At 59.8% G+C, this 15,126-nt stretch carries 17 protein-coding genes; 14 read left to right on the forward strand and 3 right to left on the reverse strand.

Translation table 11 applies throughout. From position 1 onward, the window contains the following. The first annotated feature begins 55 nt into the window (after positions 1–55). From AC1RMG_RS00240 to AC1RMG_RS00265, 6 genes are read left to right on the forward strand one after another with little or no spacing between them, the layout of a single operon-like run. On the forward strand, positions 56–1,609 hold the full coding sequence (locus AC1RMG_RS00240) for a sugar ABC transporter ATP-binding protein (protein WP_123473679.1): 1,554 nt from the start codon (positions 56–58) through the stop codon (positions 1,607–1,609). After that, entirely contained in the window at positions 1,606–2,580 is a 975-nt protein-coding gene (locus AC1RMG_RS00245) for an ABC transporter permease (protein WP_011060408.1), read from the forward strand. The genes AC1RMG_RS00240 and AC1RMG_RS00245 overlap by 4 nt, the downstream gene beginning before the upstream one ends. A gap of 3 nt (positions 2,581–2,583) precedes the next feature. Further along, positions 2,584–3,606: a LacI family DNA-binding transcriptional regulator gene (locus AC1RMG_RS00250; RefSeq protein ID WP_011060409.1), complete on the forward strand. Its 1,023-nt coding sequence runs from the start codon at positions 2,584–2,586 to the stop codon at positions 3,604–3,606. 24 nt (positions 3,607–3,630) lie between these two features. Next, a complete protein-coding gene (rbsK, locus tag AC1RMG_RS00255; RefSeq protein ID WP_015634921.1) occupies positions 3,631–4,548 on the forward strand; it encodes a ribokinase in 918 nt (305 codons plus the stop codon). Continuing rightward, a complete protein-coding gene (gene rbsD / locus AC1RMG_RS00260; RefSeq protein WP_072451517.1) occupies positions 4,545–4,949 on the forward strand; it encodes a D-ribose pyranase in 405 nt (134 codons plus the stop codon). The genes rbsK and rbsD overlap by 4 nt, the downstream gene beginning before the upstream one ends. 42 nt (positions 4,950–4,991) lie before the next feature. Then, positions 4,992–6,020 carry a nucleoside hydrolase gene (locus tag AC1RMG_RS00265; protein ID WP_011060412.1) on the forward strand — a complete coding sequence of 343 codons (1,029 nt, stop codon included), beginning with the start codon at positions 4,992–4,994 and terminating at the stop codon, positions 6,018–6,020. Between the two features lie 33 nt (positions 6,021–6,053). Here the strand turns inward: AC1RMG_RS00265 and AC1RMG_RS00270 are convergent, their stop codons facing one another. Then, positions 6,054–6,266 carry a hypothetical protein gene (locus tag AC1RMG_RS00270; protein WP_011060413.1) on the reverse strand — a complete coding sequence of 71 codons (213 nt, stop codon included), beginning with the start codon at positions 6,264–6,266 and terminating at the stop codon, positions 6,054–6,056. A 165-nt stretch (positions 6,267–6,431) separates the two neighbouring features. On the opposite strand from AC1RMG_RS00270, the gene AC1RMG_RS00275 reads away from it, so the two are divergent. Beyond that, the gene (locus AC1RMG_RS00275; protein ID WP_493167866.1) at positions 6,432–6,737 is read left to right on the forward strand and encodes a hypothetical protein; all 306 of its coding nucleotides are present in this window, start codon (positions 6,432–6,434) and stop codon (positions 6,735–6,737) included. Positions 6,738–6,898: 161 nt separating this feature from the next. Then, on the forward strand, positions 6,899–7,210 hold the full coding sequence (locus tag AC1RMG_RS00280) for an I78 family peptidase inhibitor (RefSeq protein WP_041117049.1): 312 nt from the start codon (positions 6,899–6,901) through the stop codon (positions 7,208–7,210). A 70-nt stretch (positions 7,211–7,280) separates the two neighbouring features. Here the strand turns inward: AC1RMG_RS00280 and AC1RMG_RS00285 are convergent, their stop codons facing one another. Together AC1RMG_RS00285 and AC1RMG_RS00290 are read right to left on the reverse strand one after the other, a co-directional pair. After that, a complete protein-coding gene (locus AC1RMG_RS00285; protein ID WP_003179963.1) occupies positions 7,281–7,493 on the reverse strand; it encodes a cold-shock protein in 213 nt (70 codons plus the stop codon). Positions 7,494–7,785: 292 nt separating this feature from the next. Continuing rightward, entirely contained in the window at positions 7,786–8,085 is a 300-nt protein-coding gene (locus AC1RMG_RS00290; RefSeq protein ID WP_011060416.1) for a hypothetical protein, read from the reverse strand. Between the two features lie 384 nt (positions 8,086–8,469). Here AC1RMG_RS00290 and thrS point away from each other — a divergent pair, with 384 nt between their 5' ends. The 6 genes from thrS to pheT all read left to right on the forward strand — a co-directional run bounded on the left by thrS (position 8,470) and on the right by pheT (position 15,126). Then, entirely contained in the window at positions 8,470–10,392 is a 1,923-nt protein-coding gene (gene thrS / locus AC1RMG_RS00295; protein ID WP_011060417.1) for a threonine--tRNA ligase, read from the forward strand. Then, positions 10,392–10,943, forward strand: coding sequence for a translation initiation factor IF-3 (infC, locus tag AC1RMG_RS00300; RefSeq protein WP_169893379.1), 552 nt, complete (start codon positions 10,392–10,394; stop codon positions 10,941–10,943). Before thrS ends, infC begins: the two co-directional genes overlap by 1 nt. A gap of 60 nt (positions 10,944–11,003) precedes the next feature. Beyond that, positions 11,004–11,198, forward strand: coding sequence for a 50S ribosomal protein L35 (rpmI, locus tag AC1RMG_RS00305; protein ID WP_002553160.1), 195 nt, complete (start codon positions 11,004–11,006; stop codon positions 11,196–11,198). Between the two features lie 30 nt (positions 11,199–11,228). After that, positions 11,229–11,585 carry a 50S ribosomal protein L20 gene (gene rplT, locus AC1RMG_RS00310; RefSeq protein ID WP_011060418.1) on the forward strand — a complete coding sequence of 119 codons (357 nt, stop codon included), beginning with the start codon at positions 11,229–11,231 and terminating at the stop codon, positions 11,583–11,585. A gap of 110 nt (positions 11,586–11,695) precedes the next feature. Further along, a complete protein-coding gene (pheS, locus tag AC1RMG_RS00315; RefSeq protein ID WP_011060419.1) occupies positions 11,696–12,712 on the forward strand; it encodes a phenylalanine--tRNA ligase subunit alpha in 1,017 nt (338 codons plus the stop codon). Between the two features lie 35 nt (positions 12,713–12,747). After that, entirely contained in the window at positions 12,748–15,126 is a 2,379-nt protein-coding gene (pheT, locus tag AC1RMG_RS00320; protein WP_015634924.1) for a phenylalanine--tRNA ligase subunit beta, read from the forward strand.

Here is a 15,126-nt window from a genome sequence, read left to right on the forward strand (position 1 = left end):
ATTGCGGCGGTACAACGGCGCTCGCCCGGTTGGGCGGGCGCATGGAGAGTTTCCTATGTCAGTTTCTGCTGCCAACGCTGTCCTATCGGTCAGCGGTATCGGCAAGACTTATGCGCAACCGGTGTTGACCGGCATCGACCTGACGCTGTTGCGCGGTGAAGTGCTGGCGCTCACCGGCGAGAACGGTGCCGGCAAGAGCACCCTGTCGAAGATCATCGGTGGCCTGGTCAGCCCCACCACAGGGCACATGCAGTTCAATGGTCAGGATTATCGTCCGGGCAGTCGCGCCCAGGCCGAGGATCTGGGCATTCGCATGGTGATGCAGGAGCTCAACCTGCTGCCGACCCTGTCGGTGGCCGAGAACCTGTTTCTCGACAACCTGCCCAGCAGTGGTGGCTGGATCAGCCGCCGGCAATTGCGCAAGGCGGCGATCGAGGCCATGGCCCAGGTCGGTCTGGATGCCATCGACCCCGACACCCTGGTGGGCGAGCTGGGCATCGGCCACCAGCAGATGGTGGAGATCGCCCGTAACCTGATCGGCGACTGCCATGTGCTGATTCTCGATGAGCCCACCGCCATGCTCACGTCCCGCGAGGTAGAAATGCTCTTCGAGCAGATCACCCGCCTGCAGGCCCGCGGCGTGTCGATCATCTATATCTCCCATCGCCTGGAAGAGCTGGCCCGGGTTGCCCAGCGTATCGCGGTATTGCGTGACGGCTGCCTGGTCTGTGTCGAGCCGATGGCCAACTACAACAGCGAGCAACTGGTGAACCTGATGGTGGGCCGCGAGTTGGGCGAGCACATCGACCTGGGCGAGCGCCGGATCGGCGCGCCGGCCTTGACGGTGAGCAACCTCAGCCGCTCGGACAAAGTCCGCGATGTGTCCTTCGAGGTCCGCAGTGGCGAGATCTTCGGGATTTCCGGGTTGATCGGGGCAGGGCGCACCGAGCTGCTGCGCCTGATCTTCGGTGCCGATGTCGCCGACAGCGGCACCATCGCCCTGGGCACCCCGGCGCGCCCGGTGAGCATCCGCTCGCCAGCGGATGCGGTGGCCAACGGCATCGCCCTGATTACCGAGGACCGCAAGGGTGAGGGGCTGCTGTTGACCCAGTCCATCAGCGCCAATATCGCCCTGGGCAACATGCCGGCGATTTCCAGCAGCGGCCTGGTCAATGGCCAGGACGAGGAGCATCTGGCGCGGCGCCAGATCGACGCCATGCGTATCCGCAGCTCCAGCCCGGCGCAACTGGTCAGCGAGCTGTCCGGTGGCAACCAGCAGAAGGTGGTGATCGGCCGCTGGCTGGAGCGCGACTGTTCGGTGCTGCTGTTCGATGAGCCGACCCGTGGCATCGATGTCGGCGCCAAGTTCGATATCTACGGCCTGTTGGGGGAGTTGACCCGGCAGGGCAAGGCCCTTGTGGTGGTGTCCAGCGACCTGCGCGAGCTGATGCTGATCTGCGATCGCATTGGCGTGCTCTCGGCCGGGCGGCTGATCGATACCTTCGAGCGCGACAGCTGGACCCAGGATGAACTGCTTGCCGCGGCATTTGCCGGCTATCAAAAACGAGATGCGCTGATCGATGAAGCAGCGCCTAGGAATGCATCATGAAAACTGCAGCAAGCGGCAAGCGAGGCGGCCACTACTACGGCCTCGGCACTTACCTGGGGTTGGCGGGGGCGCTGCTGGGGATGATCGTGCTGTTCTCCCTACTCAGCAGTCATTTTCTGTCCTATGACACCTTCAGTACCCTGGCCAACCAGATTCCCGACCTGATGGTGCTGGCGGTGGGCATGACCTTCGTCCTGATCATCGGTGGCATCGACCTGTCCGTGGGCTCGGTGCTGGCCCTGGCGGCGTCGACCGTCAGCGTGGCGATTCTCGGCTGGGGCTGGAGCGTGGTGCCCGCGGCGTTGCTGGGCATGGCTTGCGCGGCGCTGGCGGGAACGGTGACCGGTTCCATCACCGTGGCCTGGCGCATTCCTTCGTTCATCGTGTCCCTGGGTGTACTGGAAATGGCCCGCGGCGTGGCCTACCAGATGACGGGCTCACGCACCGCCTACATCGGTGACGCCTTCGCCTGGTTGTCGAATCCGATTGCCTTCGGCATTTCGCCGTCGTTTATCATTGCCCTGCTGATTATTTTCCTGGCCCAGGCGGTGCTGACTCGCACCGTGTTCGGTCGCTACCTGATCGGCATCGGTACCAACGAAGAGGCAGTGCGTCTGGCGGGGATCAACCCCAAACCCTACAAGATTCTGGTCTTCAGCCTGATGGGGTTGCTGGCAGGTATCGCTGCACTGTTTCAGATTTCTCGCCTGGAAGCGGCAGACCCGAACGCGGGCTCCGGTCTGGAGTTGCAAGTCATCGCTGCGGTGGTGATCGGCGGCACCAGCCTGATGGGCGGGCGCGGTTCGGTGATCAGTACCTTCTTTGGCGTCTTGATTATTTCCGTGCTGGCTGCGGGCCTGGCGCAAATCGGCGCATCCGAACCGACCAAGCGCATCATCACTGGTGCGGTCATCGTGATTGCCGTGGTGCTGGACACTTATCGCAGCCAGCGCGCCAATCGGCGGGTTTGATTCATGGCAACAATCAAGGATGTGGCGGCGCTGGCGGGGATTTCCTACACCACGGTGTCCCATGTGCTGAACAAGACGCGGCCAGTCAGTGAGGAAGTTCGGGTCAAGGTCGAGGCCGCTATCGCGCGCCTGGACTATGTGCCCAGCGCGGTGGCGCGTTCGCTGAAGGCCAAGACCACGGCGACCATCGGCTTGCTGGTACCCAACAGCCTCAACCCGTACTTCGCCGAGTTGGCTCGGGGGATCGAGGATTATTGCGAACGCAACGGCTACTGCGTGATCCTCTGCAACTCCGACGACAACCCGCAGAAGCAGCGCAACTACCTGCGGGTATTACTGGAAAAACGTATCGACGGGTTGATTGTCACCTCGGCCGGTGGCGACAGCGGCCTGGCCCAGGGGCTGGCCGGCGTGCGCACGCCGATGGTGATTGTCGACCGTGGGCTGGAAGGGGTGAACGCCGACCTGGTGCGTATCGACCACCAGCACGGTGCCTACCTGGCCACCCGACACCTGCTGGAGCTGGGGCATCGGGACATTGCCTGCATCGGCGGCCCGGGCAATACCAGTGTGGCGCAGATGCGCCTGGCGGGATTCCAGCAGGCGCTGCGTGAGGCCGGTGTCGAGGCGCCTGCCGAGCGCATCCTGGAAAGTGATTTCAGTAGCACTGGTGGTTATCGCGCAGCCGCGCAGTTGCTCGATGGCGGACAGCCGCCGAGCGCGATTTTCGCTGGCAACGACATGATGGGCATCGGGGTGCTGCGCGCGGCAGCGGAGCGCAATATCCGCGTGCCCAGCGAGCTTTCGGTGATCGGCTTCGACGACATCCTCATGAGCCGGTACGTCTACCCGGCGCTGACCACGGTCGGCCAGTCGATCCTGCAACTGGGGGAAACCGCGGCAGAGTTGCTGCTGCGGCGGATCGCCTGCCGGGAGCTGCCGGTCGACCAGCGCATCGTTACGCCGAATATCGTCTTGCGGGAGTCGACGGCGCCGCTCGGTGGCGCTTTCGCCGAATACCGCTGAACCCAACTGATTGAGTACCGATGTATGTCAGCAAAAGTAGTGGTAGTGGGTAGCCTCAACATGGACCTGGTGACTCGGGCCGAGCGCCTGCCCCGAGGGGGCGAGACGCTGATTGGCAAATCCTTCGCCACGGTATCCGGTGGCAAGGGCGCCAATCAGGCAGTGGCTGCGGCCAGGCTGGGAGCGCAGGTGTCGATGGTCGGCTGTGTCGGCGACGATGCCTATGGCGAGCAACTGCGAGGTGCCTTGCTGGCCGAGCAGATCGATTGCCAGGCGGTGAGTGTGGTCGAAGGCTCCAGTGGGGTGGCGCTGATCGTGGTGGACGACAGTAGCCAGAATGCGATTGTCATCGTCGCCGGCGGCAATGGCCAGCTCACTCCCGAGAAGGTCGCCGGGTTCGATGGGGTGCTGCAGGATGGGCAAGTCATCATCTGCCAGCTTGAAGTGCCGCTGGCGACTGTGGGCTACACCCTCAAGCGCGGGCGTGAACTGGGCAAGACGGTGATCCTCAATCCGGCGCCGGCCAGTGGCCCGCTGCCGGCGCAGTGGTATGGCGCGATCGACTACCTGATTCCCAACGAGAGCGAGGCTTCGGCCTTGAGCGGGGTAGCGGTGGACTCCCTGGAGAGCGCTGAAGTGGCTGCCAGTCGCTTGATCGCTGCGGGTGCTGGGAAGGTGATCATCACCCTCGGTGCGCAAGGCTCGCTGTTTGCCGATGGCCAGCGTTTCGAGCATTTCCCGGCGCCCAGGGTCAAGGCAATCGATACCACGGCGGCCGGGGACACCTTTGTCGGCGGATTTGCCGCGGCCCTGGCTGCCGGCAAGAGCGAAGCCGAGGCCATCCGCTTTGGCCAGGTGGCTGCGGCGCTGTCGGTGACGCGCGCCGGTGCGCAACCTTCCATTCCCACGCTGTCCGACGTTCAGGCGTTTATCCCTTCATGAAAAAGACACCTTTGCTCAACATTGCCCTGTCACGCTTGATCGCGTCCCTGGGCCACGGCGATATCGTGGTGATCGGCGATGCCGGCCTGCCGGTGCCCCCGGGCGTGGAGTTGATCGACCTGGCGCTGACCCACGGCGTTCCCGACTTTCTCACTACCTTGAAGGTGTTGCTCAGCGAGATGCAGGTGGAGCGTCATGTGCTGGCCGAAGAAATTCTGCTCAAGCAGCCTACGCCGCTGGCGGCGCTTGAAGGCATGACCGCCGGTGGTGAGCTGGGGCAGCGGCAGCTCATGAACCACGAGGGTTTCAAGGTGCTCAGCCGCCAGGCCCGTGCGGTGATCCGCACCGGGGAGTGCCAGCCGTATTGCAATATCGCCCTGATTGCCGGGGTGACCTTCTAGGCCGTTGTCGGGCCTTTTTCCATCTTGCACAAGGAGTGCGCCATGCGCCGCTATGCTCAGTTGTTTCACCACTGGTTCCGGAGTCTGCTGCTTTTGTCTCTGCTCACTGCTACCGGCGCTCAGGCGGCGGAAAAAATCGATCTGATCATCGACACCGATCCGGGGGCCGACGATGTGGTAGCCCTGCTGTTCGCCCTGGCTTCCCCCGAGGAGCTGCAGATCCGCGCCCTGACCACGGTGGCGGGCAACGTGCGGTTGGACAAGACCTCGCGCAATGCGCGTCTGGCCCGTGAGTGGGCGGGGCGCGAGGAGGTGCCGGTATACGCCGGAGCGCCCAAGCCGCTGCTGCGTACCCCCATCTATGCCGAGAATATCCATGGCAAGGAAGGCATTTCCGGGGTGACGGTGCACGAGCCCAAGGCGCCTCTGGCCAAGGGCAATGCGATCAACTACCTGATCGATACGCTGCGGGCGGCCAAGCCCCACAGCATCACCATCGCCATGCTCGGCCCGCAGACCAACCTGGCGCTGGCGCTGATCCAGGCACCGGACATCACCCAGGGCATCAAGGAAGTGGTGGTCATGGGCGGTGCGCACTTCAACGGTGGCAACATCACGCCGGTGGCCGAGTTCAACCTGTTCGCCGACCCCCAGGCGGCCGAAGTGGTGCTCAAGAGCGGCGTCAAACTGACCTATCTGCCGCTGGACGTGACCCACAAGGTGCTGACCAGCGATGCGCGGCTGCAGAAGATCGCGGCGTTGAACAACAACGCCAGCAAGGTGGTGGGGGACATCCTCAACGAGTACGTCAAGGGTGACATGGAGCACTACGGTATTCCCGGCGGCCCGGTGCATGACGCTACAGTGATTGCCTACCTGCTCAAGCCCGAGCTGTTCACCGGTCGTCAAGCCAATATGGTCATCGACAGCCGCGAGGGGCCGACCTTCGGTCAGACCATCGTCGATTGGTACGACGGCCTGAAGCAGGAAAAGAACGTGTTCTGGGTTGAGAACGGCGATGCCCAGGGCTTCTTCGACTTGCTCACCGAGCGCCTGGCGCGTCTCAAGTAAACCTTGCCCCCGCAGGTACCTGCCTGCGGGGTTCTATTCCCGTTCCGGGTCCTGTACGCCCAGGTGGTCGGCCGGGTATTTCTCGAAGACTTGTTCAATGAAGGCTCGGGCGGACTGGGTGCCCAGTTCCTTGACCAGCAGGTCTATGCCAATGATCGCCAGCTCCTCCGGGCTCCCTGGGCTGTAGGAGCATTGGCCCTGGGGCCATTTGGCTTTGATGTCGGCGTCGATACTCACGGTGGCCATGAAAGTCTCACGAATTCGGATAAGGCGGGTGCCAGGGCAGGGCTCTGGGCGGGTATTTGCTGCGTTGCAGAGTTAACCATGTTGCCGGGCGTTTGGCACTCCGACTTAGGCATCAGGCGAGTGCTGTGCGACACTGCGGCTTTTCCTGTGCTCAAGGAAGCCTCCGTGCAAATCGATTTGAACCAGCCTGATGCCCTGACCCTGGAGGCGGTGCGTCAGCTGCTGGCGTCTGCCAGCGACAACGTGCATACCCAGTTGCGCGTGAGCAAAACCGGAATTGCCTATATCTCTGCGGGGGTGGTGGGCGGTGCCGAGATAGAAGGTTTGCTGTTTCGCCTGGAAACCTGGGCGGCCGGCTCCGGGTATGTCGGCAAGGTGGCTGCCGCCGACGAGGTCTGGGTGATGCAGATCTTCAATGCGCTCAAACAGAACTGGCCCAAGCCGGCGTTCGACTACATCGACATCTATTGAGCGTCGTTCATATCCGGTGACGATTGTCCCGTGAAAGAGTGGCACCGGCTGAGGCAGACTTGCCCGCTGTTCACCTGATACGGCAAATGGCCATTTGTTTTGAAACCAAAAGCCAAATCGGCTGTCGCACGATCTCTGCTTAATTTTGAAAAGGAGGCTTCATGCCTTGGAAGCTCGCTTCATTCGGAACCTTGTTGGCCGCTGTCGTCCTTGGTGGGTGCAGCACTGCCGGGTCGACAAAGGAGCCTGTGGCCGCTGAGTCCGGGCACACTCGTTGTGAAGCATCGGCCGCCGAATTCGCCGTCGGCAAGAAGGCTTCTCCCGAGTTGCTCGAGCAGGCCCGTACACGCGCAGGCGCGCAGTACGCACGGTTCCTCAAGCCCAACGACATGATCACCCTGGAGTACCGCTCGGATCGCCTGAACCTGAACACTGATGCCGGCCTGGTGGTGACCCGGGTCAACTGTGGTTGAGGCTGAGGCCTTTGGATCACGCATAAAAAACCCCGTCACATGGACGGGGTTTTTTTAGCTCGCTGAGAAATTACTCAGGGCGAACTTGTGCAGCTTGCATACCCTTTTGGCCTTTCTCAGCCACGAAGGAAACGGTCTGGCCTTCTTTCAGGCTTTTGAAACCGTCGCTTTCAATAGCTTTGAAGTGTACGAACAGGTCGTCACCGCCACCTTGAGGAGTGATGAAGCCGAAGCCTTTTTCATCGTTGAACCATTTTACGGTGCCGGTTTGGCGATTAGACATGGTGTATCTCCAAGAAACATATATTTTCAGTAGTGCTGTGCTGCTCAGGCCAACTGGGCACACCGAGCTATCATAGTCGAAATGTTCGGCTTGGGAGCCCCCCAGAGGCGCTCTTTGCCCGATGTACCTGTGTATTTTGCCATCTGAGTTGGCTGCAGGCCCCGGTTTAAGGGGCTTTGGCGTAAAACAGAGGGTAATAAAAAAACCCGTAAAAGCTGCGTAAATTGTGAAAAAGACCGCGTTTCAGGCTCTGTGGCGAGCACTGGCGCAGCCTGTTCCGGGCATCAGCAGCTTATTTGACCACCCGGCAAGCAGCGATGGCGTCCAATGCTCGGGTTCGCAGATCTGCGCTGGGTTGCTTGGTTTTGCTCATCAGCTCCTTGATCTCCTCGGTGGTGAATTTTTCATTTAGCTTGTCGGCGCCGCAGGCACAGTGCTTTTCGGCGCTCTTGGCGTCGATGTTCTGGCTGGCCGCCGCGGTGCAGTCCTTCATGTAGTCGGCGCGTGCTCCGGCAGGCCATGCCGCCTGTGCACTCAAAGGCAGTAGCAGGGTGAGCGGTGCGGCAAGGGCGAGCAGTTTGATAAGGCGCATGAGTCGGGTTCTCCTGAAGTCGGTAGCAAGGACGACGATTCTCCGGTTATTTGAGGCTCGACGTACATCTCAAGTTCACTTTCAACAATAAAAGACTGTAAACCAGGCTCGCGATAATTTGCTGCACGGCGATTGCGATGTATCTGTGCTAGCATGCCCGGCTTCGGTGTTTTCAAGCTTTGGGCCTTTTCTAGCCCTTGCCGTCTATGCCTCATTAATCTTGATGTGAACCCCAGTCACTCTGGTTCGGTTTTTCGGTTGGCCGCAAGGCTCTTGCCACTGTGAGGCAGGCGTTCGTAGCAGAACGGCCGGACTGAATCGCGTACTGGCTCATCCCAACCCACGTGACCTTTGGTAGGGGTCACCACTAGGAGAGGAGGCGCCATGCCCACTATTACTCTTCCCGACGGCAGTCAACGTTCATTCGATCACGCAGTATCCGTAGCCGAGGTCGCCGCATCCATTGGCGCGGGCCTGGCCAAGGCCACATTGGCTGGCAAGGTCAATGGCAAGCTGGTCGATGCCTGCGACGTGATCGACGGCGATGCAACCCTGCAAATCATCACGCCAAAGGACGAAGAGGGGCTGGAGATCATTCGCCACTCTTGCGCTCACTTGGTGGGGCATGCGGTCAAACAGTTGTATCCGACCGCGAAAATGGTCATCGGTCCGGTCATCGATGAAGGCTTCTATTACGACATCGCCTATGAGCGTCCTTTCACGCCTGAGGATATGGCCGCCATCGAGCAGCGCATGCAGCAGCTGATCGAGAAGGACTACGACGTGATCAAGAAGGTCACGCCGCGCGCCGAAGTGATCGAGGTGTTCAAGGCCCGTGGCGAGGACTACAAGCTGCGTTTGGTCGAAGACATGCCGAACGAGCAGGCGATGGGCCTGTACTACCACGAAGAATATGTCGACATGTGCCGCGGTCCGCACGTGCCGAACACGCGTTTCCTGAAGTCCTTCAAGCTGACCAAGTTGTCCGGTGCCTACTGGCGCGGTGATGCCAAGAACGAGCAGTTGCAGCGGATCTACGGTACTGCCTGGGCGGACAAGAAGCAGCTCGCTGCCTACATCCAGCGTATCGAAGAGGCCGAGAAGCGCGATCATCGCAAGATCGGCAAGCGCCTGGGCCTGTTCCATACCCAGGAAGAAGCGCCGGGCATGGTGTTCTGGCACCCTAATGGCTGGACCCTGTACCAGGTGCTCGAGCAGTACATGCGCAAGGTGCAGCGTGACAACGGTTACCTGGAGATCAAGACTCCGCAGGTGGTTGACCGCAGTCTCTGGGAAAAATCCGGGCACTGGGCCAACTACGCCGAGAATATGTTCACCACCGAGTCGGAAAGCCGCGACTACGCAATCAAGCCGATGAACTGCCCTTGCCACGTGCAGGTGTTCAATCAGGGCCTGAAGAGCTACCGCGAGCTGCCGATGCGCCTGGCCGAGTTCGGTGCCTGCCACCGTAATGAACCCTCGGGCGCTCTGCACGGCATCATGCGTGTGCGTGGCTTCACTCAGGATGATGCTCACATCTTCTGTACTGAAGACCAGATGCAGGCCGAGTCTGCGGCGTTCATCAAGCTGACCATGGATGTCTATGCCGACTTCGGCTTCAAGGACATCGAGATGAAACTGTCCACTCGCCCTGAAAAGCGCGTGGGCTCCGATGATCTGTGGGACCGTGCGGAAAGCGCACTGGCAGCGGCTCTGGATAGCGCCGGCCTGCCATACGACCTGCAGCCGGGCGAGGGCGCATTCTACGGTCCGAAGATCGAGTTCTCGCTGAAGGACTGTCTGGGTCGTGTCTGGCAGTGCGGTACCTTGCAGTTGGACTTCAACCTGCCGATCCGTCTGGGCGCCGAGTACGTTTCCGAAGACAACAGCCGTAAGCATCCGGTGATGTTGCACCGGGCGATCCTCGGTTCCTTCGAGCGTTTTGTCGGGATTCTGATCGAGCATTACGAGGGTGCATTCCCTGCGTGGCTGGCTCCGACTCAGGCCGTGGTGATGAATATCACTGATAAACAGGCAGATTTTGCCCTCGAAGTGGAAAAAACACTCAATCAAAGCGGATTTCGTGCCAAGTCCGACTTGAGAAATGAAAAGATCGGCTTTAAAATCCGCGAGCATACTTTGCTCAAGGTTCCCTATCTCTTGGTTATTGGAGATCGGGAGGTCGAGATGCAGACTGTCGCTGTGCGTACCCGTGAAGGTGAAGACCTGGGCTCGATGCCTGTCGCCCAATTCTCGGCGTTCCTCGCACAAGCGGTTTCCCGGCGTGGTCGCCAAGATTCGGAGTAATTATTATTAAGCGTGATATGAGACAAGATAAACGAGCTGCACCGAAAGCCCCGATCAACGAGAATATCTCGGCACGCGAGGTTCGGTTAATTGGCGCTGACGGCGAGCAGATTGGCATCGTCTCGATTGATGAAGCGCTTCGTATAGCTGAAGAAGCCAAGCTGGATCTGGTGGAAATTTCCGCCGACGCAGTCCCACCTGTTTGCCGGGTGATGGATTACGGCAAGTCGATCTTCGAAAAGAAGAAGCAGATTGCTGCTGCGAAGAAGAACCAGAAGCAGATTCAGGTTAAAGAAATCAAGTTTCGTCCAGGGACGGAGGAAGGGGATTACCAGGTAAAACTGCGCAACCTGGTACGTTTCCTGAGTGACGGGGACAGGGCCAAGGTATCCTTGCGATTCCGCGGCCGTGAGATGGCCCACCAGGAGCTGGGGATGGAACTCCTCAAGCGGGTTGAAGCTGACCTGCAAGAGTACGGTTCGGTCGAACAGCATCCTAAGATGGAAGGACGCCAGCTGATCATGGTCATCGCCCCGAAAAAGAAGAAGTAATCAACAGGGCACGGCAGGCCTTCTGATTATGTTTATCAACTGAATGCGGAGTATCCGAACATGCCAAAGATGAAAACCAAAAGTGGTGCTGCTAAGCGGTTTCTGAAAACTGCTAACGGTATCAAGCACAAGCACGCTTTCAAGAGCCACATCCTGACCAAAATGTCGACCAAGCGTAAGCGTCAACTGCGCGGTAGCAGCTTGCTGCATCCGTCTGACGTGGCAAAAGTCGAGCGCATGCTGCGCCTTCGTTAATTTTTGGATCAAGAATAGAGGAAGTAACTCATGGCTCGTGTAAAGCGTGGCGTCATTGCCCGTAAACGTCACAAAAAAATTCTGAAACTTGCTAAAGGCTACTACGGCGCTCGCTCGCGCGTATTCCGTGTTGCCAAGCAAGCGGTAATCAAGGCAGGCCAATACGCCTACCGTGACCGTCGTCAGAAAAAACGTCAGTTCCGCGCTCTGTGGATTGCTCGTATCAACGCTGGTGCTCGTAATAACGGCCTGTCATACAGCCGTCTGATCGCTGGCCTGAAAAAGGCGTCCATCGAGATCGACCGTAAGGTTCTGGCTGATCTGGCAGTGAACGAAAAAGCGGCGTTTGCTGCGATTGTCGAGAAAGCTAAAGCCACCTTGGCTTAAGTACCCCCGACAGTCATCCGGGCTCACCTTTCGTGAGCCCAGATGTTAAACGTCATAAATAGGGGAAGAGCCTTCAAGCTCTTCCCCTATTTTGTATCTGGAGTCTGTACATGGAAAACCTGGATGCGCTGGTTTCTCAAGCACTTGAGGCCGTGCAACACGCTGAAGACATCAATGCCCTGGAACAGATCCGGGTTCACTTCCTTGGCAAGAAGGGCGAGCTGACTCAGGTGATGAAGACCCTGGGCAACCTGCCTGCCGAAGAGCGTCCGCAAGTCGGTGCGCTGATCAACGTTGCCAAGGAGCGTGTAACAGAGGTTCTCAATGCTCGCAAAGCGGCTTTCGAGGAGGCGGAACTCAGCGCCAAGCTCGCCGCCGAGTGCATTGACGTCACTCTGCCGGGCCGTGGCCAGACCTCGGGCGGTCTGCACCCGATTACGCGGACCCTGGAGCGTATCGAACAGTTCTTCACTCATATTGGCTACGGCATCGCCGAAGGCCCTGAGGTTGAAGACGACTATCACAACTTTGAAGCGCTCAACATCCCAGGCCACCACCCGGCCCGGTCGATGCACGACACCTTCTATTTCAACGCGAACATGTTGTTGCGCACCCATACCTCACCGGTACAGGTCCGCACCATGGAGTCGCAGCAGCCGCCGATTCGCATTGTCTGCCCAGGCCGTGTCTATCGTAGCGACTCCGATATCACCCACTCGCCGATGTTTCACCAGGTCGAAGGCCTGCTGGTCGATCGTGACATCAATTTTGCCGACCTGAAGGGCACGATCGAAGAGTTCCTGCGGGTGTTCTTCGAGAAGGAACTGGCGGTGCGTTTCCGTCCTTCGTACTTCCCGTTCACCGAGCCTTCCGCCGAAGTCGATATGGAATGCGTGATGTGCAGCGGTAAAGGCTGCCGGGTCTGCAAGCAGACTGGCTGGCTGGAAGTCATGGGATGCGGCATGGTTCATCCGAATGTGCTGCGTATGTCCGGGATCGATCCGGAAGAGTTCCAGGGCTTTGCCTTCGGCATGGGCGCCGAGCGTCTGGCCATGCTGCGTTACGGTGTCAATGACTTGCGCCTGTTCTTCGACAACGACTTGCGGTTCCTTGCGCAATTTCGCTAGTCGCGCGTCCGTAACGAATCTATTAGGAGAGCAGGATGAAATTCAGTGAACAATGGCTGCGCGGCTGGGTTAGCCCGCAGGTAAGTCGTGACGAGCTGGTAGCCCGTCTATCGATGGCCGGTCTTGAGGTCGACAGCGTAACGCCGGCCGCCGGTGATTTCAGTGGCGTGGTAGTGGGCGAGGTGTTGAGCACCGAGCAGCACCCGGATGCCGACAAGCTGCGCGTTTGCCAGGTCAGCAATGGTTCGGAGACCTTCCAGGTTGTCTGCGGCGCGCCGAACGTGCGCCCGGGACTGAAGGTCCCGTTCGCCATGATCGGTGCCCAGTTGCCGGGCGACTTCAAGATCAAGAAGGCCAAGCTGCGTGGAGTGGAATCCAACGGCATGCTGTGCTCCCAGGCTGAGCTGCAAATCGGTGAGGGCAATGACGGCCTCATGGAGTTGCCGGTCGATGCGCCGGTGGGTGAGGACGTTCGCACCTACCTGAGCCTGGACGATGCCAGCATCGAGGTCGACCTGACCCCTAACCGCGGGGACTGCCTGTCCCTGGCCGGCATGGCCCGTGAAGTGGGTGCCTTGTACGCGGCCAAGGTGCAGCGTCCGGAAGTGCCGGCGATTCCTGCGGCGCATGACGAAGTGCGTCCAGTGGAAGTGCTGGCTCCGGCTGCCTGCCCACGTTACCTGGGGCGTGTCGTCCGCAATGTCGACCTGTCCAAGCCTACTCCGCTGTGGATGGTCGAGCGCCTGCGTCGCGCCGATGTGCGCAGTATCGATGCCGCAGTGGACATCACCAACTACGTGATGCTCGAACTGGGCCAGCCGCTGCATGCCTTCGATCTCGCCGAGATCAATGGCGGCATCCGTGTACGAATGGCTGAAGAGGGCGAGAAGCTGGTATTGCTCGACGGTCAGGAAGTGACCCTGCGCAGCGATACCCTGGTGATTGCCGACCATACCCGAGCCCTGGCGATTGCCGGCGTGATGGGGGGGGAGCACAGTGGCGTCACCGCCAATACCCGTGACGTATTCCTGGAAAGTGCCTTCTTCGACCAGATCGCGGTTGCTGGCAAGGCACGCTCCTATGGCCTGCATACCGATGCTTCCCATCGCTATGAGCGTGGTGTGGACTGGCAGCTTGCTCGCGAAGCCATGGAGCGGGCTACTGGCTTGCTGCTGGAAATCACGGGCGGCGACGCGGGGCCGATCATTGAAACGCTCAGCGAGCAGCATCTGCCATCCGTTGCGCCTGTCACCTTGCGCGCTGAACGCATCACTCAGATGCTGGGCATGGAAATCGACGGCCTTGAGGTAGAGCGTTTGCTCACCGCCCTGGGCCTGACTGTAACTGCCGATGGGGCAGGGCAGTGGCGTGTTGAGGTGCCGAGCCATCGCTTCGATATCAGTCTTGAGGTTGACCTGATCGAAGAACTGGCACGTCTTTATGGTTACAACCGTCTTCCGGTTCGCTATCCGCAGGCTCGTCTGGCGCCTCAAGCCAAGGCCGAGGCCGAGGGTGACCTGCCTGCTTTGCGTCGTTTGCTGGTTGCTCGTGGTTATCAGGAAGCGATCACCTACAGCTTCATCGATCCGAAACTGTTCGAACTGTTCAACCCAGGCGTCGAACCGCTGTTGCTGGCCAATCCGATTTCGGCCGACATGGCAGCCATGCGTTCCTCTCTGTGGCCGGGCCTGGTCAAAGCGCTTCAGCACAACCTGAACCGTCAGCAGGATCGTGTCCGCATGTTTGAAAGCGGCCTGCGTTTTGTTGGTCAGCTGGAAGGTTTGAAGCAGCAGCCGATGCTGGCAGGTGTTGTATGTGGCAGCCGCTTGCCTGAAGGCTGGGCGCAAGGTCGCGATGGCGTGGACTTCTTCGACGTCAAGGCGGATGTCGAAGCGGTACTGGGTTTTGCCGGTGCTCTTGATGCATTCACCTTTGTGCCGGGCAAGCATCCAGCGCTTCATCCTGGTCAGACGGCTCGCATCGAGCGTGATGGTCGTGAAGTCGGTTTCCTGGGGGCCATTCACCCAGAGCTGGCGAAGAATCTCGGCCTGGACCGCCCTGTCTATGTGTTTGAACTGGTCCTGAGTGAAGTGGCTCAAGGGCGTTTGCCGAAATTCCATGAGCTGTCGCGCTTCCCGGAAGTGCGTCGCGACCTGGCATTGCTGGCGGATCGTGACGTGGCGGCCAGCGCCGTTCTGGACGTAATCCGTGAAAATGCAGGTGAGTGGCTGACAGACCTCAGGCTGTTTGACGTCTATCAGGGTAAAGGCATTGATCCTCATAGAAAAAGCCTTGCCGTCGGCTTGACCTGGCAGCATCCATCGCGCACTCTTAACGACGATGAGGTGAACTCTACGACGCAAAATATCCTCACCTCGCTCGAACAAAGGTTGAACGCCACGTTAAGGAAGTGA

The sequence above is a fragment of the Pseudomonas sp. GW822-FHT04H02 genome (assembly GCF_058800645.1).